Annotated in this window: 17 protein-coding genes and 1 pseudogene; 7 read left to right on the forward strand and 11 right to left on the reverse strand. The window is 68.1% G+C overall.

The genetic code is table 11. The features are described from left to right. Nucleotides 1-445: 445 nt before the first annotated feature. The gene (locus HWX03_RS04420; RefSeq protein WP_175823134.1) at nt 446-1,666 is read left to right on the forward strand and encodes a porin; all 1,221 of its coding nucleotides are present in this window, start codon (nt 446-448) and stop codon (nt 1,664-1,666) included. 135 nt (nt 1,667-1,801) lie between these two features. Here HWX03_RS04420 and HWX03_RS04425 read toward each other — a convergent pair whose 3' ends face one another. Continuing rightward, a complete protein-coding gene (locus HWX03_RS04425) occupies nt 1,802-2,146 on the reverse strand; it encodes a helix-turn-helix domain-containing protein (RefSeq protein WP_279608054.1) in 345 nt (114 codons plus the stop codon). A gap of 171 nt (nt 2,147-2,317) precedes the next feature. Here HWX03_RS04425 and HWX03_RS04430 point away from each other — a divergent pair, with 171 nt between their 5' ends. After that, a complete protein-coding gene (locus HWX03_RS04430) occupies nt 2,318-3,100 on the forward strand; it encodes an SDR family oxidoreductase (protein ID WP_175870379.1) in 783 nt (260 codons plus the stop codon). 35 nt (nt 3,101-3,135) lie between these two features. Beyond that, nucleotides 3,136-3,240: pseudogene (locus HWX03_RS04435) on the forward strand (DNA-3-methyladenine glycosylase I); the annotation flags it as partial. Between the two features lie 121 nt (nt 3,241-3,361). Here HWX03_RS04435 and HWX03_RS04440 read toward each other — a convergent pair. The 8 genes from HWX03_RS04440 to HWX03_RS04475 form a co-directional block, all read right to left on the reverse strand. Next, the gene (locus HWX03_RS04440; RefSeq protein ID WP_175870380.1) at nt 3,362-4,852 is read right to left on the reverse strand and encodes an efflux transporter outer membrane subunit; all 1,491 of its coding nucleotides are present in this window, start codon (nt 4,850-4,852) and stop codon (nt 3,362-3,364) included. An 11-nt stretch (nt 4,853-4,863) separates the two neighbouring features. Continuing rightward, nucleotides 4,864-6,018, reverse strand: a complete 1,155-nt coding sequence (locus HWX03_RS04445) for an ABC transporter permease (RefSeq protein ID WP_174390729.1) — start codon at nt 6,016-6,018, stop codon at nt 4,864-4,866. Then, the gene (locus HWX03_RS04450; RefSeq protein ID WP_175870381.1) at nt 6,015-6,962 is read right to left on the reverse strand and encodes an ABC transporter ATP-binding protein; all 948 of its coding nucleotides are present in this window, start codon (nt 6,960-6,962) and stop codon (nt 6,015-6,017) included. The genes HWX03_RS04445 and HWX03_RS04450 overlap by 4 nt, the downstream gene beginning before the upstream one ends. Beyond that, nucleotides 6,959-7,921 (reverse strand): HlyD family efflux transporter periplasmic adaptor subunit, encoded by a 963-nt coding sequence (locus HWX03_RS04455; RefSeq protein ID WP_175870382.1) that lies wholly within the window; start codon nt 7,919-7,921, stop codon nt 6,959-6,961. Before HWX03_RS04455 ends, HWX03_RS04450 begins: the two co-directional genes overlap by 4 nt. Then, nucleotides 7,918-8,616, reverse strand: a complete 699-nt coding sequence (locus HWX03_RS04460; protein WP_175870383.1) for a TetR/AcrR family transcriptional regulator — start codon at nt 8,614-8,616, stop codon at nt 7,918-7,920. Before HWX03_RS04460 ends, HWX03_RS04455 begins: the two co-directional genes overlap by 4 nt. Before the next feature lie 273 nt (nt 8,617-8,889). Further along, nucleotides 8,890-9,309 (reverse strand): cupin domain-containing protein, encoded by a 420-nt coding sequence (locus tag HWX03_RS04465; protein ID WP_175870384.1) that lies wholly within the window; start codon nt 9,307-9,309, stop codon nt 8,890-8,892. 10 nt (nt 9,310-9,319) lie between these two features. Continuing rightward, nucleotides 9,320-9,757 carry a carboxymuconolactone decarboxylase family protein gene (locus tag HWX03_RS04470; protein WP_027805767.1) on the reverse strand — a complete coding sequence of 146 codons (438 nt, stop codon included), beginning with the start codon at nt 9,755-9,757 and terminating at the stop codon, nt 9,320-9,322. A 96-nt stretch (nt 9,758-9,853) separates the two neighbouring features. Then, on the reverse strand, nt 9,854-11,338 hold the full coding sequence (locus HWX03_RS04475) for a PLP-dependent aminotransferase family protein (protein WP_175870385.1): 1,485 nt from the start codon (nt 11,336-11,338) through the stop codon (nt 9,854-9,856). Nucleotides 11,339-11,561: 223 nt separating this feature from the next. Between HWX03_RS04475 and HWX03_RS04480 the strand changes: the two genes are divergently transcribed. Both HWX03_RS04480 and HWX03_RS04485 read left to right on the forward strand, forming a co-directional pair. Then, a complete protein-coding gene (locus HWX03_RS04480; protein WP_175823143.1) occupies nt 11,562-12,479 on the forward strand; it encodes a LysR family transcriptional regulator in 918 nt (305 codons plus the stop codon). Between the two features lie 122 nt (nt 12,480-12,601). Continuing rightward, nucleotides 12,602-13,351 (forward strand): SDR family oxidoreductase, encoded by a 750-nt coding sequence (locus HWX03_RS04485; protein WP_175870386.1) that lies wholly within the window; start codon nt 12,602-12,604, stop codon nt 13,349-13,351. Nucleotides 13,352-13,419: 68 nt separating this feature from the next. On the opposite strand, the gene HWX03_RS04490 is transcribed toward HWX03_RS04485, so the two are convergent. Both HWX03_RS04490 and HWX03_RS04495 read right to left on the reverse strand, forming a co-directional pair. Beyond that, entirely contained in the window at nt 13,420-15,066 is a 1,647-nt protein-coding gene (locus HWX03_RS04490) for a glycoside hydrolase family 32 protein (protein WP_175870387.1), read from the reverse strand. Nucleotides 15,067-15,239: 173 nt separating this feature from the next. After that, on the reverse strand, nt 15,240-16,823 hold the full coding sequence (locus tag HWX03_RS04495) for a glycoside hydrolase family 68 protein (RefSeq protein ID WP_175870388.1): 1,584 nt from the start codon (nt 16,821-16,823) through the stop codon (nt 15,240-15,242). A gap of 188 nt (nt 16,824-17,011) precedes the next feature. Here HWX03_RS04495 and HWX03_RS04500 point away from each other — a divergent pair, with 188 nt between their 5' ends. Both HWX03_RS04500 and HWX03_RS04505 read left to right on the forward strand, forming a co-directional pair. Beyond that, nucleotides 17,012-18,040: a substrate-binding domain-containing protein gene (locus HWX03_RS04500; RefSeq protein ID WP_175870389.1), complete on the forward strand. Its 1,029-nt coding sequence runs from the start codon at nt 17,012-17,014 to the stop codon at nt 18,038-18,040. 352 nt (nt 18,041-18,392) lie between these two features. Then, nucleotides 18,393-19,079, forward strand: a complete 687-nt coding sequence (locus HWX03_RS04505) for a type 1 glutamine amidotransferase domain-containing protein (RefSeq protein ID WP_175870390.1) — start codon at nt 18,393-18,395, stop codon at nt 19,077-19,079. The last annotated feature ends 73 nt before the right edge of the window (nt 19,080-19,152 follow it).

Raw genomic sequence — 19,152 nt, forward strand, 5'->3', positions numbered from 1 at the left:
CCGGCCCGCGTTCGTCGGGCCGTACCCGTCCGGTCTCCGGCACGCCGACTAAAACGTTTTCATGATTTCGTGTCTCGAAATGTGGGTGTCACGAACGTCGGCGATCCTGCGCGGCGGCGTGAATCGCGGCGTCAGCTTCGATCGCGCATTTGTAAGATGTTTTGTCGCCGAAGGCGTCTGACGACATCGGTCGGTCGCGTTGCACCCGTAAAAATGTAAAGCTAGGGTTTTCACCGGCAAATGCCGGAAACGCCCGCCGCACAAGCGTTTCGGGCTGTCATGTAACCGTTTGGTGAACCGCCGCGTTGCGTCGATCATACGATGACCGACTGCACATGTTGGGAAACAATGGGTAATCCGTCAGAATCGCGTCGGCATGTACTCGCACATGTGTCGGTCATAAAACCACACCAGAAAAGAAACATTCTTTGAGGACGGAGAATCAATGAAAAAGCGCGTCGCTTTCGCCATGACGGCAGTGGGTCTCGCAGCCGCTACCGCCGCCCACGCCCAGAGCAGCGTGACCCTGTACGGTATCGTCGACAACGGTATCGCTTGGCAGAACAACTCGTCGGGCACCAGCGCGATCTCGGGTGGTCACTCGAAGGTGCAGATGTCCACCGGCGTGTGGGCAGGCAGCCGCTTCGGCCTGAAGGGCAGCGAAGATCTCGGCGGCGGCACGAAGGCGATTTTCCAGTTGGAAGCCGGCGTCAACACGGCTAACGGCTCGTCGCAGTGGACCAACGGCATCTTCACGCGTCAGGCATGGGTTGGCCTGACCAACACCGCGTACGGTACGCTGACGGCCGGCCGCCAGTACACCGCGTACTACACGCTGCTGTCGCCGTACAGCCCGACGACCTGGCTGACCGGTTACTACGGCGCGCACCCGGGCGATATCGATTCGCTGGATACCAGCTACCGCGCGAACAACTCGCTCGTCTACATGTCGCCGAAGTTCTACGGCTTCACGGTCGGCGGTTCGTACTCGTTCGGCGGCGTCGCAGGCGCGACGAACCGCGGCTCGACGTGGAGCGCGGCGATCCAGTACCTGAACGGCCCGGCAGGCATCGCGGTCGGCTACCAGAAGGTCAACAATGCGACGCTCGGCGGCGGCGTGTGGGGCGCGAACTCGACGGTCGAAAATGGCCTGACGGCAACGGGCGACGGCAACCAGCCGGCAGTCTCGTCGATCAACGGCGGTTACAAGACGGCACAGTCGCAACAGCGTCTCGCCGTGACGGCCGGTTACCAGTTCACGCCGGCGTGGGACATCTCGGTGTCGTACTCGAACGTCCAGTACATCCCGGGCGTGGGCTCGGCATTCCGCAACACGGCGATCTTCAACACGGCAGGCGCCGTGCTGCACTGGAAGGCATCGCCGCAGTGGGACTTCGCGGCAGGCTACTCGTACACGGCGGCAACGCAGTCGAACGGTGTTTCGAGCTCGGCCAAGTACCACCAGGTCACGCTGTCGCAGTACTACAGCCTGTCGAAGCGCACGGGTCTGTACGCGGTTGAAGCGTACCAGCACGCTAGCGGCAACACGATCAGCGGCCTTACCGGCGGCATCGTTAATGCGACGACGTCGATCGGCGACGGCGTGGGCGCAGGTTCGAAGCAGAACCAGATCGGCGCCGGCGTCGGCATGATCCACCGCTTCTGATGTCGCGCGGCGCGCGAGCGCCGCTCACGGCATGCGGTATGAAAAACCGGCCTTCGGGCCGGTTTTTTTATGCGCCGCGCATGGGCGCACTCCCGCACGCATCTTGCGATTCGGGTTGCGCCCGTGACGTTTGAATCAGGCATCGTTATCGCCGGGTTGCGGGCGTAGCGCGGCCCATTTCAGCAGCGCATCGAGCGCCGGGCAGAGCGCCTGCCCCCAATCGGTCAGGCCGTATTCGACCTTCGGCGGTACCTGAGGGTGAACGATCCGGCGAACCACCCCGTCTGCTTCCATCTGGCGAAGCTGCTGAGCCAGCATCTTCTGCGTGATGGCGGGGATCGCTCGTTCGAGTTCGGAGAATCGCAGCAGGTTGCCGCCGAACAGATGGAACAGGATCACCAGCTTCCATTTTCCATCGAGCATCTTGAGCGCCTGGTCGACACCCTCGGCCGCCGAGGTCGGGGTCCATTTCTTTTCCAATTTTCATCCTTACCGTTAAGTACGTACCTTACTTTTTCGTGCGTTCTTCCTGTTTCGGGCGCTTGGCTTCATCATTCTGGCTTATCGAGTCCGATTGCACCGGGCGATCCGGTGCCTCGTCAAGCACCGTCAAGTCGGGTGCATCAAGTTCCTCTCTCCGGAAATCACGCCATGACCTTCAATCTTGAACTTGCCGGGCGCAGAGCCCTTGTCACCGGCGGCACCAAAGGGGTTGGCGCGGCTGTCGTCGAATCCTTGCGAAATGCCGGCGTAACGGTCGTCGCCGCGGCGCGTTCGGTTCCCGACACGGCCGCTGAAGGCGTCACCTGGATCGCCGCCGATCTGACGACGGCGGCCGGATGCCAGGTTCTGTCGAAGGCAGTGCTCGATCGCCTCGGCGGCGTCGACGTGATCGTCAATGTTCTGGGGGGATCAAGCGCGCCGGGCGGCGGATTCGCAGTCCTGAGCGATGAGGAATGGGACGCCGCGCTCAATCTGAACCTGATGGCGGCCGTGCGCATCGACCGGGCGTTGCTCCCGTCGATGATCGCACAGGGGGCCGGCGTCATCATCCACGTCACGTCGATACAGGACGAACTGCCGCTGCCCGAGGCAACCACCGCCTACGCGGCGGCGAAGGCGGCGCTGTCGACTTACAGCAAGAGCCTGTCGAAGGAGGTCACGCCGAAAGGCGTCCGCGTCGTGCGCGTTTCGCCGGGCTGGGTCGAGACCGAGGCAGCCGTTCGGCTAGCCGAGCGGCTGGCGGATCAAGCGGGGACCGATTACGAGGGCGGCAAGAAAATCATCATGGATGCGCTTGGCGGGATTCCGCTCGGTCGCCCGGCCAAGCCTCAGGAAGTGGCCGACCTGATCACCTTTCTCGTATCGCCGCGCGCAGCATCGATCAGCGGCACCGAATATGTGATCGATGGCGGGACCGTTCCGACGGTCTAGCATCGACAGGTGCATGACCCGCATCAGTTGAAGGTGCGCCGAAGCAAAAAGGATTCAAGTTTGTCGGGCCGACCCTCGTCCCTGCGTGGATGCAGGCAGCCGGCATCGTCCACGACCACCCGGCATGCTGCTTCCGACGGCAGCAGGTGACGCACGCCGGTCGATACGGGAACGCGTCGAGGGGTGCGTCAATGGAACGGCCGTCGCAGAGGAGTGTCGCGTCGCACTCGTCGTGCAGCGGCGGCGACGCGCTCGAGCAGGTCATTGCGCCGCATCGGCCGTCCAGTTCCCCGCCAGCGCCTGAAACAGCGCCGCCGTGTCGGCAAGCCGGTCGGCCTGCGCGCGCGTCCGGTCGAGCGCCGTCTGCAGCGCCTGCCGCTGCGCGTCGAGCAGGTCGAACGTGCTGATCCCGCCTGCCGCGTAACGGTCGCCGGCAATCGCGTTGCTGGCCGCCGCTTCCCGCGCGGCGGTGTCTCGCGCCTGCAATTCGGCCGCGTCGTGTTCGACCGCGCGCATCGCGTCGGCCACTTGCTGAAGCGCCTGCAGCACGGTTTCCCGATAGCTCGCGAAGGCGGCATCGTACGCCGCTTCGGCCGCCCGTTTCTTCGCACGAAGCTCGCCGCCGTGAAAGAGCGGCTGCGTGAGGCCAAGGCCGACATTCCATATATTGAGCCCGCTGACGATATCCGCGATGCGCGTGCGCTCCGAGCCGATTCCCGCCGAAATCGAAAAGCGCGGATACAGGTTCGCGGTGGCCACGCCGACGTTCGCGCTCGCCTGGTGCAACACCGCTTCCGCCGCGCGGATGTCGGGCCGCTCGCGTGCCAGCGTCGACGGCAGCGCGACCGGCAGGGTGCGCGGCAACGCGAGCGCATCGAGCGTGAGGTCGGGCAGCACGGCGTCGGACGGCGGCGCGCCGAGCAGGATCGCGAGCCGGTGGCCGGCCTGCGCGAGGCGGGCCGCGAGCGGCGGCAGCGATGCCTGCGTCTGCGCGAGCAGCGCGCGTTGCGCGTGCACGTCGGCCTGCGACACGCCGCCCGCCGCCAGGCGTGCTTCGACGATGCGCAACTGCCGCGTCTGTGCGTCGACGAGTAGTCGCGTGAGGGCGACCTGCTGCGCGAGCGACGCGCGCAGGATCGCGGTGGCGACGACGTTGCCCGCCAGCGTCAGCCGCGCGGCGTCGAGCGTGTATGCCTGGAAGTCGACCTGCGCGCGCAGTGCTTCGAGCGCGCGCCGGTTGCCGCCGAACACGTCGAGCACGTACGACACGCTCACCGACGCGTCATACAGCGTGAACGGCCCCGGATTCGGCACGTTGGCCGGTAGCCCGAATGCGGCGACATCGACCTTCTCGCGCGTGGCGGACAGGTTCGCGTCGACACGCGGTAGCAGCGTCGCGCCGGCTTCGGCCGCATGGTTCTGCCGCGCTTCGTCGAGCCGCGCGCGGGCTTCGGCGAGCGTCGGGCTGTTTTGCCATGCGGTGTCGACGAGCCGGTTCAGCGGTTCGGAATCGAACTGCGTCCACCAGTGTGGCAGCGTGTGCGCGGCGCTTGCGAAGGTTTGTGCGTCGCCGGTCGGGCCGTTGGCGGCGGCGGTCGTCGCGGGCGGCTCGTCGCGCGTGTAGCGTGGCGTGGCCGGCGGGTCCGGCGCGCGGAAATCCGGCCCGACCGCGCATCCGGCGACGAGCAGCGCAGCGGCGGCCAATGCGCCACCGTGCTGGGCGAGGGGCGCGCGACGCGAAACCGGCTTCATCGTGAGGTTCCCTAATCGAGCGTGCGCCGGTAGAAGCGCAGCGCGATGCCCATCACGACGACGGTGAACAGCGCGACCGGCCACACGGACGGCCACAGGTCGGCCCAGCCGTTGCCTTTCAGCAGAATGCCGCGCACGAGGCGGTTGAAGTAGGTGAGCGGCAGCAGGTTGCCGACGAACTGCGCCCACTTCGGCATCCCGGCGAACGGGAACATGAAGCCCGACAGCAGGATGTTCGGCAGGAAGTAGAACACCGCGAGCTGCATCGCCTGCAGCTGGTTCTGCGCGAGCGACGACAGCGTGATGCCGACCGTCAGGTTCGCGGCGATGAACAGCAGCGCGGACAGATAGATCGCGAACACGCCGCCGACGAACGGCACGTCGAACACGAATCGCGCCGCGGCGACGATGATCGACACCTGGATCAGCCCGATCAGCACGTACGGGACGATCTTGCCCGTCATCACCTCGAGCGGCCGCACGGGCGTCGCGAGCAGGTTCTCCATCGTGCCGCGCTCGCGTTCGCGCGTGATCGCGAGGCCCGTCATCATCACCATCGTCATCGTCAGGATCACGCCCATCAGGCCCGGCACGACGTTGTACTGCGTGATCCCTTCCGGGTTGTACAGCCGGTGCAGCACGACGTCGAACGCGGCCGGGCGGCCGTTCAGGTGCGCGAGCGGGCCGGTCAGGTCCTTGTTCGCGACGGGCTGCACGAGGCCCGGCAGCGCGCCGATCGCCGAGGCGGTCGCGACGGGATCGGTCGCATCGGCCTCGACGAGCAGCGACGGCCGCTCGCCGCGCAGCAGCCGCCGCGAGAAATCGGCCGGCACGCTCAGCACGAACTGCACGTCGCCGCGGGCGAGCGCATGACGGCCGGCCGCTTCGTCGGGCAGCGCCGCGACGATGTCGAAGTACGCGGAATTGCGCATCGCGGCGATGAAGCTGCGCGCGAACGGACTCGTATCGGCAACGATCACCGCGGTCGGCAGGTGTTTCGGATCAGTGTTGATCGCGAAGCCGAACAGCGCGAGCTGGATGATCGGCACGCCGACGATCATCGCGAACGTCACGCGGTCGCGGCGCAATTGCAGGAATTCCTTCAGTACGATGCTCCACCAGCGCGCGACCGAGAACGCATCGCGCAGGCCCGCTCGCGCGTTCATGACGACGCTCCGCCGGGCGGCCTGGACGCGCGGCCCATCATGTAGATGAAGACATCCTCGAGCCCGGTGTCGATCGGTGCGACCCGCAGCGACGTGTCGCGGGCAACCTGTTCAAGTGTCGCGTCGAGCAGCGCGCGGTCGCGGCCGCTCACGTGCAGCGCCGAGCCGAACACGACCGTCTGGTCGACGCCCGGCATCGTGCGCAACCGTTCGGACAGTTCGGTCAGGCGCTCGCCGGTGATCGTACGCGTCGACAGGTGCTGCGACGCGACGATCTCCGCCGACGTGCCCTGCGCAAGCAGTTCGCCGTACGCGATGTAAGCGAGCTTGTGGCAGCGCTCGGCTTCGTCCATATAGTGCGTGCTGACGAGCACCGAGATCCCTTGCGCGGCCAGCCTGTGCAACTCTTCCCAGAAATCGCGGCGCGCGGCCGGATCGACGCCGGCGGTCGGCTCGTCGAGCAGCAGCAGCTCGGGCTCGTGCAGCATGCACGCGGCCAGCGCGAGGCGCTGCTTCCAGCCGCCCGACAGCGCGCCCGTGAGCTGGTCCGCGCGGCTCGCGAGGCCGAGCCCGTCGAGCGCCCGCGCGACGGCCGCCTGGCGGTCGCGCATCCCGTACACGCGGGCGACGAAATCGAGGTTCTCGCGGATCGACAGGTCTTCCCAGTACGAGAAGCGCTGCGTCATGTAGCCGACGCGCCGCTTGATCTGCGCGCTGTCGCGCACGATGTCGTAGCCGAGACAGGTGCCGCTGCCCGAGTCGGGCGTGAGCAGCCCGCACATCATCCGGATCGACGTCGTCTTGCCGCTGCCGTTCGGGCCGAGAAAGCCGAAGATCTCGCCGCGCGCGACGCGCAGCGACACGTCCTTCACGACGTGCTTGTCGCCGAACCGCTTGTTCAGGCGATCGACGTCGATCGCGTAAGGCGCGGCCGGCGTGTTCATGGCGCCCTCACGGCGACGGGCTGGCCCGGATGCAGCTTCGGCGCGTCGGCGGCAGCGGGGCGCGCCTCGATCATGAACACGAGCTTGGCCCGGCTCTCGTTGCTGTAGATCACGGGCGGCGTGTATTCGGCTTCGCTCGAGACATAGGTGATGTGCGCGGGCACGTCGGCCGCGCAGCCGTCGCAATGGATCGCGACCGCGCGGCCCGGCGCGAGCGATGCGATGGCGGCTTCCGGCACGAAGAAGCGGACCTTCAGGTTTTGCGGCGGCAGCATCTGCACGACCGGGTTGCCGGCCTGCACCCATTCGCCGACGCGGTACAGCGTGTCGTACACGCGTCCGGCGGCCGGCGCGGCGATGCGTTTCTGGTCGAGTTTCCATTGCGCTTCGGCCACGGCCGCCTGCGCGGCGTCGACCTGTGCGGCCTGCGCGGCGACCTGTTGGGCGCGGCCCGGCAGCCGGGCGACGTCGACCTGATGGTGCAGTTCGCGCATCTGCGCGGCGGTGGTCCGAGCCGACGTGCGCGCATCGTCGAGCTGCTGCTGCGACAGGCCGCCGGCCGCGTACTGGCGCTCGTCGCGCGCGAGTTGCGCGGCGGCCCGCGCGGCCTGCGCGGTGGCCTGGACGAGCTGCGCCTGCGTGACGGCGACTTCCGGCGGGCGCTTGCCGGTCTGCAGGTCGGCAAGCTGCGCACGCGCCGCGGCGAGTTGATGTTGCGCCTGCGACAGCGCGGCCGTTTCGTTCGCGGCTTCGAGCGAGAACGCCGGCGCGCCGGCCGCGACGGCCTGGCCGCGTGCGACCGACAACTGCGTCAGCGTGCCCGATTGCGATGACGACAGGTACACGAATTCGCCCTCGACATAGCCCTGGTAGGTCGGGCCGTTGTCCGTCGACCGTCCGCAACCGGCGAGCAGCGCGAGCGCGGCCAGCGCGAGCGGCAGCGCGCGGGCCGCGTTCACGACGGCCTCCGCGGCGAACACGTCCGCGCACGCGGCGCGGCGGCCGGCGGCTGCATGCCGGAACCGAGCAGCGCACGGACGTGCCGGTGCAGCACGTCGCGATCGATCGGCGGCAGGCCGCGCGCGCTTTGCCACAGTTTCGCGGTCGCGAGCGGCAGCATCACGAGCGCGATGATCGAATGAAACAGGAACGCGGGTTCGAGCGCGGGGTTCAGCGTGCCGGCCTGCTGCGCGCCGCGGATGCGTTCGGCGAAACGCCCGATAGGCTCGAGCGGAATGCGGCGGAGCATCCGCTCGCGCAGCAGCCCGCCTTCGTGGATGATCTCGCGCAGCCAGATCGACGGCAGCCACGGCATGCGGTGCGTGACGTCGAAGAAGCGGTCGACGAGTTCGGCGACGAGCGCGAACGGATCGTTTTCGATCTGCGGCTCGCTCGGACGCCACACGAACGCGATGACCTGCGCGAGCCGTTCCTCGACGATCGCGTCGAGCAGTTGCTCGCGGTTCGTGAAGTAGTAGTGGACCATCGCGGACGTGACGCCGGCGGCGGTGGCGATCTGCGCGACCGTTGTCGCGGCGATGCCGCGCTCGGCGAACAACTGCATCGCGACGTCGAGCATGTGGTCGCGCAGGTCGAAATCGTCCACCGACGGGCGGCGCCCGCGCGGCCTGGCGACGGTGGATTTCGCGTTCATGCAGACGACGCTAATTGATGCGTTAGTTAATTTCAAGGAAGGGTTTTCGCCGGCGTCGATCGCGCCCGGACGCGCGTCGAATGGCGGCGCGGACGGGCGCGGACGTGACGTGGCGGCGGGCAATGCGCCGGCGGCGGCGTGTAGGGAGCAGCTAAATGGGAAACGGCGGACGGGCTACGGCAAAGCGCGGCGGGGAAACCGCCCGGAACCGGCGGGAAAACCGGTCGGGAAACGCGGGCGCGGGCCGCACGCGGCACGCGCCCCGGCACGACGTCACTGATCGATCGGCGACTTCAGCGGCTGATGCTCGCCGGTCAACCCGAACACGACGAGTTGCGCGGGCTCGGTCGCGCTCGCGTTGCGCGACACCTGATGACGCGAGCCCGGCGGCTCGTACCAGCCTTCGCCGGCGCGATAGCGGCGCAGCGGGCCGCCGTTCACCTGCGACAGCACTTCGCCTTTCGACACGACGGCGAACACCGAGCCGAGATGCCGGTGCGCTTCGGATGCCTGGCCGGGCGCATAGTCGACCGTCGCGACGACGACGCGCTTGCCGGGCGCTTCGGGCACGGCCTGCTGCATGATCGCGTGCACGCTGTCGCCGGCTTCGTGCGCGCTGGCGGCGGCCGGCAGTGCCGCGGCGAGCACGAGCCCGGCGGACAGCGCGACGCGATGGAACGGGGAACGGATCATCGTCGCCGCCTTACTCGGGCATCTTGCGGAACGCGATCGCGAAGCGGTTCCACGAGTTGATCGTCGCGATCAGCATCGACAGGTCGAACAGCTCTTCGTCGGTGAAGTGCGGCTTCACGGCTTCCCAGACGGCGTCGGGCACATGGTTGCCGGCCACCAGCGTCAGCGCCTCGGTCCATTCCAGCGCCGCGCGTTCGCGCTCGGTGAAGAACGGCGTTTCTCGCCACGTGACGACGGTCGCGAGACGGCGATCGGTTTCGCCGCCCTTGCGCGCGTCGGTCGTATGCATGTCGACGCAGAACGCACAGCCGTTGATCTGCGACGCGCGCAGGCGGACGAGTTCGGCGAGCGGCTTCTCGATCGAGCTTTTCGCGAGGAATTCCTCGGCGTTGCGCATCACCTTGATGGCATTCGGGCTGGCGGCGTAGAAGTTCAGGCGCGGTTGCATGGCAGGTCCTTTTCGGTTGGGTAGCGCCGGGGTGGCGCGACAGGACCCACTTTAAGACGCGTACTGGCCTGCTTGAATAACCAATTCTGTGGAAATTCAGGTAACCAGTGGCGACTCGCCCGCGAGGCCGGCATCCAGCAAGCCGGCCAGCTTCGCGAGCGCCGTGTCGATGCGCAGCGCGTCGATCCCGCCATAGCCGAACAGCAGCCCCGGGCGCACCGGCACGCCCACGTGGAACGCCGAGATCCCGTACAGGCCGATGTCCTGCGCGCGGGCCGCGCGGACCAGCGCCGATTCGTCGAGCCCCGGCTTCAGGTGTGCGGCGAGATGGATGCCGGCGGTCGGCACGATCGCATCGAACCACGGTGCGAGTGCGCCGCGCAGGTGCGCGATCAGCATCTTGCGACGCGCGTCGTAGTGCTTCTGCACGCGCTTCAGGTGCCGCGCGAAATCGCCTTCGACCATGAAGCGCGCGAGCGCCGCCTGCGTCAGCGTGCACGTGTGCCAGTCGACGATCTGCTTCGCCTTGACCAGCGCGCCGCGCAGCGCGCGCGGCGGAATCGCATAGCCGATCCGCAGCTCGGGAAAGATCGTTTTCGAGAACGTGCCGACGTATGCGACGAGGCCCGTACGGTCGAGGCTCTTCAGCGATTCGACCGGCCGCCCTTCGAAGCGGAATTCGCCGTCGTAGTCGTCCTCGATGATCACCGCGCGGCGCCGCTGCGCCCATTCGAGCAGCGCGACGCGGCGATCGAGCGTCATCGGCATGCCGAGCGGGAACTGGTGCGACGGCGTCACGTAGACGAGCCGCGCGTCGTCCGGCAGCCGCTCCGTGACGAGGCCGTGCGCGTCGACCGGCACGCCGATCACCGTCGCGCCGAGCGATGCGAACGCGGCGCGTGCGGGCGGATAGCCGGGATCCTCGACCGCGACGACGTCGCCCGGCCGCACGACGACGCGCGCGAGCAGGTCGAGCGCCTGTTGCGCGCCTTGCGTGACGAGCACGTCGTCCCAGCTGCATGCGACCGCACGGCTGAATCCGACGTAGCGCGCGATCGCGCCGCGCAACTGCGGATCGCCGGCCGGGTCGTGGTACTGGCCGGGGCCGCGTGCCTGCTGGCGCAGCGCGTGATGCAGGCAGCGCCGCCACGCGTCGAACGGGAACAGCGTCTTGTCGGTCACGCCGCCGCGAAAGTCGAAGCCGGGCGAGTCCTGCGGCGCGGGCATCGCGAGCGCATCGGGCAGGTCGTTCCACAGCGCACGCGCATCGACCGCGTCGATGCGCGGCATCTCGTCGACGATCGACGGCGCCGACATCGTCGCCGCGTGCGGCACGCGCGCCAGGCCGTCGGCGACGAACGTGCCGTCGCCGGCGCGTGTATTCAGGTAGCCCTCGGCCACCAGGCGCTCGAACGCGTCGAGCGTCGTCTTGCGCGACACGCCGAGCTGTTTCGCGAGGTCGCGCGTCGACGGCAGCCGCGCGCCGCCTTCGAGACGCCCGTCGACGATCGCGGTGCGCAGTTGCCTGAAGATTTGCCCCGTCAGGTCGTGACGGCCTTCGATGCGGATCGCGATGTCCATCGCAGTGGTTACCTCGTTTCGAGTCATTTCGCGTGAATGAGCATACCGGAAGTTGCCCGCGTCAGCCGGGGTTCGAAGGGGGCGAGCGGCTTCGCGCGAGGGCGGCCGGGCGGCGCATTCCCGTGACGGGAACCGGCCGTCCCGGCCGCCGGCTCGTCGTCCGATTGGACCGCCGCCTGCCGCTGCCGTACGATCCACGACAACCTCATTCCGGAGCGACCTCATGCTGTCCGAAGACGAACTGGCGCTGCTCGACGCGATCCGCGCCACCGGCAGCCTGTCGCGTGCCGCCGCGCGGCTCGGCAAGGCGCCGTCGACGGTGTCGCACGCGGCGCGCCAGCTCGAAACGCGGTTCGACGCGCTGCTGTTCGACCGGCGCGGCTACCGGCTGCAGCTCACGCCGGCCGGGCAATTGCTGGCCGACGAGGCGGCGCGGCTGGCGCTCGACGTCGCCCGGCTGACGCAGCGCGTGCGGCAGGTCGCGAGCGGCTGGGAGGACCGGCTGTGGATCGTCACCGACGAAGTGCTGGAGTTCGATACGCTCCTGCCGGTCGTCCGCGCATTCGATGCGCTCGATTCCGGCGTGTCGCTGCGCTTCACGCACGAGGTGCTCGGCGGGACCTGGGAAGCGTTGCGCGACGGCCGCGCGGATCTGGTCGTCGGTGCGACCAACGAGCCGCCGGCGATTCCGGGCCTCAAGTGGTTCGAACTCGGTGCGATGGCGTGGGTGTTCGCGGTGTCGCCGCGCCACCCGCTGGCGTCCGCGAGCGGGGTGCTGACGCGCGACGCGATCGGTGCGCACCGCGCGGTCGTCGTCGCCGATTCGTCGCGGCGCGCGGCCGGCCGAGCCTATGGCCTGCTCGGCGGGCAGGCGGTGCTCGCGGTGCCGTCGATGCGCGCGAAGATCCTCGCGCAGCGCGATGCGCTCGGCGTCGGTTGGGTGCCGCGCCGGCGCGTCGCGTCGTTGCTCGCACGCGGCGAACTGGTCGAGAAGCAGACGGCCGATCCGCGCGAGCCGAATCTGCTGTACGTCGCGTGGCACGGCGACCGCGACGGTCGCGCGCTGCAATGGTGGCTGGAGCAACTGCGCGAGCCGAGACTCGCACAGCGGCTGCTCGACGGGATCGACGTGGTCGTCTGAACGCGTGCGCGCGAACATGTTCGACGTTTTCGAACATGTTCGTCGCGCCGGTCGTACGGCAAGGCCGCGCGGCGCGCGCATCCTGTGTTCACGGTCAACTCACCGGTTCACAGGAGAACATCATGCAACGCTTCGAAGGAAAGACGGTCCTCGTCACGGGCGGCAACAGCGGCATCGGCCTGGCGGCCGCCAGGGCATTCGCGGCCGAAGGCGCGCGGGTCATCATCACCGGGCGCGACGCCGAGACGCTGGAAGCCGCCCGGCAAACACTCGGCGAAGGGGCGCTGGCGATTCGCAACGAAGCCGGCAGCGTCGCGTCGGCCCGCGCGCTGGCCGACGCGATCGCCACCGCCGGCGTGCGGCTCGACGCCGTATTCGTCAACGCGGGCGTCGCGAAACTCGCGCCGTTCGCCGACAGCGACGAAGCGATGTGGGATCTCGTGTTCAACACCAATGTGAAGGGCGCGTATTTCCAGATCCAGTCGCTCGTGCCGCTGCTGAACCGCGGCGCATCGATCGTGATCAACGGCTCGATCAACGCGCATATCGGGATGCCGGGCTCGTCGGTGTACGCGGCGAGCAAGGCGGCCGTCAATTCGTTCGCGAAGACGCTGTCGGCGGAACTGCTGCCGCACGGCGTGCGCGTGAACGTGGTCAGTCCCGGGCCCGTGCAGACGCCGCTGTACGGCAAGCTCGGGCTCGATGCGGCGACGCTCGACGAGACCGCCGAGAAGATCAAGGGCCTCGTTCCGGTCGGCCGGTTCGGCACGCCGGATGAAATCGCGTCGACGGTGCTGCACCTGAGCGCGCCGGAATCCGCGTTCATCGTCGGCGCGGAAATCATCGCGTCGGGCGGGATGGGGTTGCTCTGAAGGGCGAGGCGGGCGGGGACCGCAACCGGCCAATACGATGCCGGGCGAGCGGCCCCCGTCACATGCGCCTATCGGGACGCACAGGCGCCACGCGTGGCATCGCCGGTTTCCAGTTGCGTCACCGTCAACCCCGCGAACGTCGCGCGGCCCCGCTCGGCGAACACGGCCACGCGATCCGCCTCGAGCGGCGGAAAGATCAGGTCCGTCAGCGTCACGCGGCCGCCGTTCGCGAATACCTCGACCGACCCGCGATCGACGACGATTTCCAGCCGCAGTTGCCCGTGTTCGAGCGGCAGATCGACGATGTGCTCGCGGCTGAACGTGCCGGCGAAATTCGCTTCGCCGGATTGCGAGCGGTCGAGCGTCAGCGTGCGCTTCGCCGTGTCGTACACGATCCGGGTGCCGATCGAGCCGTCGGCCGAACGCCGGACGATCAGCCCCGCGCGCGCGGCACGCTGCGGCGAGAGCGTCACCGTGATGCGCTGGACGACGCCGCGCGTGGCGGCCGACAGCACCCGGGTAGCGGAGTCGACCGTGACGTCGCCTTCATGCACGGCGGGCCGGCCGTCGGCCCATGCGTCGAAGGCGGCGGCCGGCGCGACGACGAGGCTCGGCTCGCCGTCGATCGTCTTCAGCGACAGTTCGCGCGGCAGCGTGGTCGCGCCGCGCCATGGGGTGGTCGGCGCTTTTGCCGCGTAATCCCAGTTGCTCATCCAGGCGATCGCGACCGGCCGCGCGCCGGGTGCGCCGGAGAACGTGCCGGCCGCATAAAAATCGGCGCCGTGATCGACCCAGCGGAATTGCGCGGGATCCGAGCCGGCCGGCGCGACGCGGTCGGGCACGAACGTGCGGCCGTCGAAGTTGCCGACGAAGTACATCGCACCGGAACCGCCGGCGATCGACCACGGATTCACGTTGACGATCATCACCCACTTGATGCGGCGGGGATCGCCGTCGAGCGGCAGCGGGACGAGATCGGGCATTTCCCACAGCGCGCCCGCATGCGGCACGTCCGGCAGCGTGAAGTCGCTGAGGAACGACCAGTGGACCAGGTCGTCGGAGCGATAGAGCTTCACGACATGCGCATCGGCGACGACCGTCGTCATCAACCAGTAGCCGCCCGGCGCATACCACGACACTTTCGGATCACGAAATTCCTTCGATTCCGGATCGAGCGTCAGCACCGGGTTGTGCGCATACGGCTGCCAGGTCGTGCCCTGATCGAGGCTGTACGCGAGCGACTGGGCCTGTATGCCGGGTGCGTGACCCGAGCCGGCCTTGTAGACGCTCGTATAGAGCGCGACGAGCGGCGTGTGGCCCGGTGTGCCGAGACCGGACGTGTTCAGGGTATCGGCGACGATCGAGCCGGAGAAGATTTCTTCGGTGGCGTTCGCGCGCATCGCGACCGGCTGCTCGCGCCAGTGGACGAGATCGGTGCTGGTCGCGTGGCCCCACGACATGTTGCCCCAGTCGTTGCCGAGCGGGTTGTACTGATAGAACAGGTGATAGCGGCCGTTCGCGTAGACGAGCCCGTTCGGGTCGTTCATCCAGTTGCGCTGCGGCGTGTAGTGGAGGGCGGGCCGCCATTGCGGCGTGCCGTTATCGCCGTTATCGGCCTGCATATGGCAGGGAGCGGCGACGGCCTGCGTGCAGGCCATGCAAACGAGCAGCAGCCGGATGATGCGGACGGAAAAGCGGAAAGACGTCGATTTCATGCGGTGCCAGAGGTGCTTCGTCGGGCGAAGCGGGAAAGGATGGCGCAGGCCGCGTGCAACGACGACCTGCGCAATGGTCAAAAAAGTCGGAAGAAAAAGAGGAGGCGCACACGCGACACGCGCGATACGCGCCTCCTGAACCTCGTGCCTTTACCGACGATCGTTACTGTTGGTTACTGCCCCTGACCGTTGCCGTCGTTGTGGCCGGCCCCCGTCGCCGGCAGGTTCGACGGGATGTCGCCGTAGCCGCCGAGGCCGCCGCGTCCATACGTGCGGTCGACCGTCGTCGACGTGCCGTTGATGTTCACCTTCACCGTCGGCGCGAGCGTGCCGCCGCGGCGCGGGCCGATCGCATCGATGAACGACTCGACGAGCCCGCCCGGCATCACGTAGTGCGAATACGACTGGAATTCGCGCGGGTTCTGGTTCGGGTCCTGCGAATACGGTGCGCCGGCCGGTGCGGAGAAGTCGGTCGGGTTGCCGAGCACGAGGCCGCTGCCGCCGTTCAGCGGCAGGAAGTCGCTGCGGATGCCGTTGCCGACGAAGCCGTACACGCCGTCCGGGCCGTCGACGCCGGCCGCCATCGTCGTGCGGTGGCTGATCGTGAACAGGTAGTACTTGCCGTCCTTCAGGTAGATCTGCGGGCGCTCGGTCTGGTCGTCGACGCAGTTCGCCGACAGGATCGGCGGCAGGAACTTCCACTCGGTCAGTTGCGGGTTCGTTGCGACCGCGAGGCCGACGTTGGCCTTTTGATACACTGCGCCCGAATTCATCACCGCGTTGAGATCTTCCCGGTTCGGATCGTTCGGTGCATAGCCGAGATCGGCCTCGTTGCAGGTGCGTGCGCCGCGCTGGCCGCCGGTATTGCCTTCGAACACCATGTAGGTCTTGCCCGGATGCGCGGGGTCGGTGAACACGAACGGATCGCGGAACGAGAAGTAGGTGTTCTGCTGGCCGGTCTGGTAGTAGTTGCCGTCCGGCTGCAGCAGCGCCTTGTGATCGCCGAAGCCGGTGAACCACACGTGCTTGTCGTCGGCGTGGATGTTGCCGTCGGTGCGCGTGATGATCGCCTGCGGCGGCGTGATGTCGGCGCCGCCGGGCGCCGAGCGGTTGAACGACGTCGCGGTGTAGTAGAGGCTGACGTTGCTGCCGTTCGTGAGGCGCGCGGAGCCCGACCATTCGGCGTTGTTGGTCATCGGCGCGGTGCCGAACACCCGGGCGCTCGCGCCGTCCGGGAACAGGTGGCCGCCCCAGGTCCAGCCGCCGTTCGCGGGGCGTTGCGACGCGGGGATGCCGGCGCGGCGATAGAAGAAGCCGATGCGGGCGTGGACGTGACGGTCGTCGAACGTGTAGCCCGCGTGCGGATCGGCGGTGAGCGAGAAGATCACCTCCCAGCCCTTGTAGCTGAGCTGGTTCGCGCGCAGGTCGGCCAGCGGCCACGTGTCCCACACCCACACGTTCGAGTTGATCAGCGGGAAATCCTGCGGGATGTCCGGCATCGTCAGCGCTTGCGGCAGCGAATTCTTGTCGGCGCCGGCGGTGTGCGATTGCGCGACGATCTGGCGGATGTCCGCCCGCGTCCAGCGCATCGTGAAGTTGCCTTCGGGATCGTAGGCTTGCTGCGTATGGGGCGTGGGCACGGGCGCGCCCGTGCCGCCGGACTGCGCGTGCGCGACGGACGCGAAGGCGGCGAGTGCGCCGCCAGCGAGCAGCAAACGTTTGGCCGCGGTCGGGCGGAAAAGGGGAAAGTATGTCATCTCGTCGTCGTTTCCTTGGGATGGTGAAAGTGAACGGCTGAGTGGGCATCGATGTCCAAACCGGTTTGGATGCTATTTCAAACCGGTTTGGAACGCAAAAGATATTTATTTGACGGTAATCATTACCAAATGGAAATAATTACCCGGTCGGCGCGTCCCGGTTGTCGGGCGGCCGGGCGGATCGGCGAATGCGAGGAGTGACGGTGAAGGTGAATCTGAAGGCGCTGTCGGATGCGCTCGGTCTGTCGCGGACGACGGTCAGCCGCGCGTTGAACGGTTACGACGACGTGAGCGAAGCGACGCGCGAGCGCGTGGCGAAGGCCGCGCAGGAAATGGGCTATGTGGCCGATCCGACCGCGCGCCGGCTGGCCACCGGGCGGGCCGACATGATCGGGATCGTCTATCCGTTCGGCGCCGGCGATCTCGGCGATCCGCGGTTCGGCGAAGTCGTCGCGGGCATCACCGGGCGGCTCGCGGAGCGCAATCTCGATTTCATCATCGCGGCCGCGCGACCGAACGCGGAACGGGACACCTATCGGCGGATCGTCGACGGCAAGCTCGTCGACGGGCTGATCGTCGCGCGCACGCTGGTGGACGATCCGCGTATCGCGTATCTGCAGGCGAGCGGGTTTCCGTATGTCGCGTACGGCCGCACGCAGGCGGCCAGCCCGTATGCGTGGTTCGACTTCGACAACGAGGCGGGCGCGCGCGACGCGGTGCGCCGGCTGATCGGCTTCGGGCATCGGCGCATCGCGATGATCAGCGCACCGCTGGCGCTGAATTTCGCCGCGCAGCGGCGCGCCGGCTATCTGTCGGCATTGCGCGAAGCCGGTATCGACGCGGATCCGGCGCTGCTCGTCGAATGCGCGTTTACGTACGACGGCGGGCAGCAGGCGGCGCGGGCGTTGCTCGCGCACGCCGAGCCGCCGACCGCGCTGCTGGTCGACAACAACATCGCGGGCGGCGGCGCGTTTCGCGCGCTGGTCGACAGCGGGCTGCGCCTGGGCGCGGACCTGTCGCTGATCGTCTATGACGGCGTGCCGCCGGATATCGCGCATCCGTATCGCGTCACGGCGGTCGTGCAGCCGACCGGGCATGCATCCGGGCGCTCGCTCGCGGAACTGATGCTGCGGCTGCTGGACGATGGCGTGCGCGACCACCGGCTCGAAGCACCGGTAATCGAAGCGGGCGATACGGACGGTCCGTTGCGCGGGTAGCCGGCGGTAGCCGGCGCGGCGACGGGGCGACGGCGGGCGGCGATGGCGATGCCGAACTGCGCCCGTCGCAAAGGCCATGACGACGGCAGGGGCGAATACGCGTTCTTCTAGACGACCGGTCTAATCCGGGGCTATCATCCGTCCTTGTAAATGCGGCGACGTCTCCGGCAGGTTCATGCTGCGGGACGCCGTCGTTTTATTTCGGCCGATTCTAGACGACTGGTCTAATAGGCGTATATCGCATGCGGATGAATGAATCGCACGTTGCCGCGCGCTGGCTGACTAACCGACAGGCGCGCCGCGCCGACGTGCGGCGCCGTTCTCCCGTTCATTTTCGAAGGAGTGTCCGATCATGAAGATTCTGGTTGTCCTGACCTCGCACGACACGCTCGGCGACACCGGCAAGAAAACCGGCTTCTGGCTCGAGGAACTGGCCGCGCCGTACTACACGTTCAAGGATGCGGGCGTCGAGCTGACGCTCGCGTCGCCGAAGGGCGGCCAGCCGCCGCTCGACCCGAAGAGCAGCGACCCGACCGCCCAGACCGACGCGACGCGCCGTTTCGACGCGGATGCGGCGGCCCAAGCCGAACTCGCGTCGACGCACAAGCTGGCCGATGTGTCGGCGGACGATTACGACGCGGTGTTCTACCCCGGCGGCCACGGCCCGCTGTGGGATCTCGCCGAGGATCTGCATTCGATCGGCCTGATCGAGCGCACGCTCGGGGCCGGCAAGCCGGTCGCGGCGGTTTGCCACGCGCCGGGCGTGCTGCGCCACGTGAAGAACCCGCAGACCGGCGAGTCGGTCGTGCGCGGCAAGCGCGCGACGGGTTTCACCAACAGCGAGGAAGCGGCCGTCGAGCTGACCGAAGTCGTGCCGTTCCTCGTCGAGGACATGCTGAAGACCAACGGCGCGGAATTCGAGCGCAGCGCCGACTGGGCGCCGCATGTCGTCACCGACGGGCTGCTGATCACCGGGCAGAACCCCGCGTCGTCGGCGCCCGCGGCCGAGGCGCTGCTCGCGAAGCTCGGCCATCGCTGAACGCGTGGCGCCGGCCGGGCCGGCGCCGCTTCCTTGCCGTCGCCGGGCGTAGCCGGCCCGCCGACGGCCCGTA

Source organism: Burkholderia sp. BCC0397, assembly GCF_902832865.1.
Lineage (GTDB): Bacteria > Pseudomonadota > Gammaproteobacteria > Burkholderiales > Burkholderiaceae > Burkholderia.

Bases quoted from the DNA above. Each gene is read 5' to 3' on its own strand.
- HWX03_RS04420 (WP_175823134.1), top strand. From the start codon at position 446: ATGAAAAAGCGCGTCGCTTTCGCCATGACGGCAGTGGGTCTCGCAGCC.
- HWX03_RS04430 (WP_175870379.1), top strand. From the start codon at position 2,318: ATGACCTTCAATCTTGAACTTGCCGGGCGCAGAGCCCTTGTCACCGGC.
- HWX03_RS04440 (WP_175870380.1), bottom strand. From the start codon at position 4,852: ATGAAGCCGGTTTCGCGTCGCGCGCCCCTCGCCCAGCACGGTGGCGCA.
- HWX03_RS04445 (WP_174390729.1), bottom strand. From the start codon at position 6,018: ATGAACGCGCGAGCGGGCCTGCGCGATGCGTTCTCGGTCGCGCGCTGG.
- HWX03_RS04450 (WP_175870381.1), bottom strand. From the start codon at position 6,962: ATGAACACGCCGGCCGCGCCTTACGCGATCGACGTCGATCGCCTGAAC.
- HWX03_RS04460 (WP_175870383.1), bottom strand. From the start codon at position 8,616: ATGAACGCGAAATCCACCGTCGCCAGGCCGCGCGGGCGCCGCCCGTCG.
- HWX03_RS04465 (WP_175870384.1), bottom strand. From the start codon at position 9,309: ATGATCCGTTCCCCGTTCCATCGCGTCGCGCTGTCCGCCGGGCTCGTG.
- HWX03_RS04470 (WP_027805767.1), bottom strand. From the start codon at position 9,757: ATGCAACCGCGCCTGAACTTCTACGCCGCCAGCCCGAATGCCATCAAG.
- HWX03_RS04475 (WP_175870385.1), bottom strand. From the start codon at position 11,338: ATGGACATCGCGATCCGCATCGAAGGCCGTCACGACCTGACGGGGCAA.
- HWX03_RS04480 (WP_175823143.1), top strand. From the start codon at position 11,562: ATGCTGTCCGAAGACGAACTGGCGCTGCTCGACGCGATCCGCGCCACC.
- HWX03_RS04485 (WP_175870386.1), top strand. From the start codon at position 12,602: ATGCAACGCTTCGAAGGAAAGACGGTCCTCGTCACGGGCGGCAACAGC.
- HWX03_RS04490 (WP_175870387.1), bottom strand. From the start codon at position 15,066: ATGAAATCGACGTCTTTCCGCTTTTCCGTCCGCATCATCCGGCTGCTG.
- HWX03_RS04495 (WP_175870388.1), bottom strand. From the start codon at position 16,823: ATGACATACTTTCCCCTTTTCCGCCCGACCGCGGCCAAACGTTTGCTG.
- HWX03_RS04500 (WP_175870389.1), top strand. From the start codon at position 17,012: ATGCGAGGAGTGACGGTGAAGGTGAATCTGAAGGCGCTGTCGGATGCG.
- HWX03_RS04505 (WP_175870390.1), top strand. From the start codon at position 18,393: ATGAAGATTCTGGTTGTCCTGACCTCGCACGACACGCTCGGCGACACC.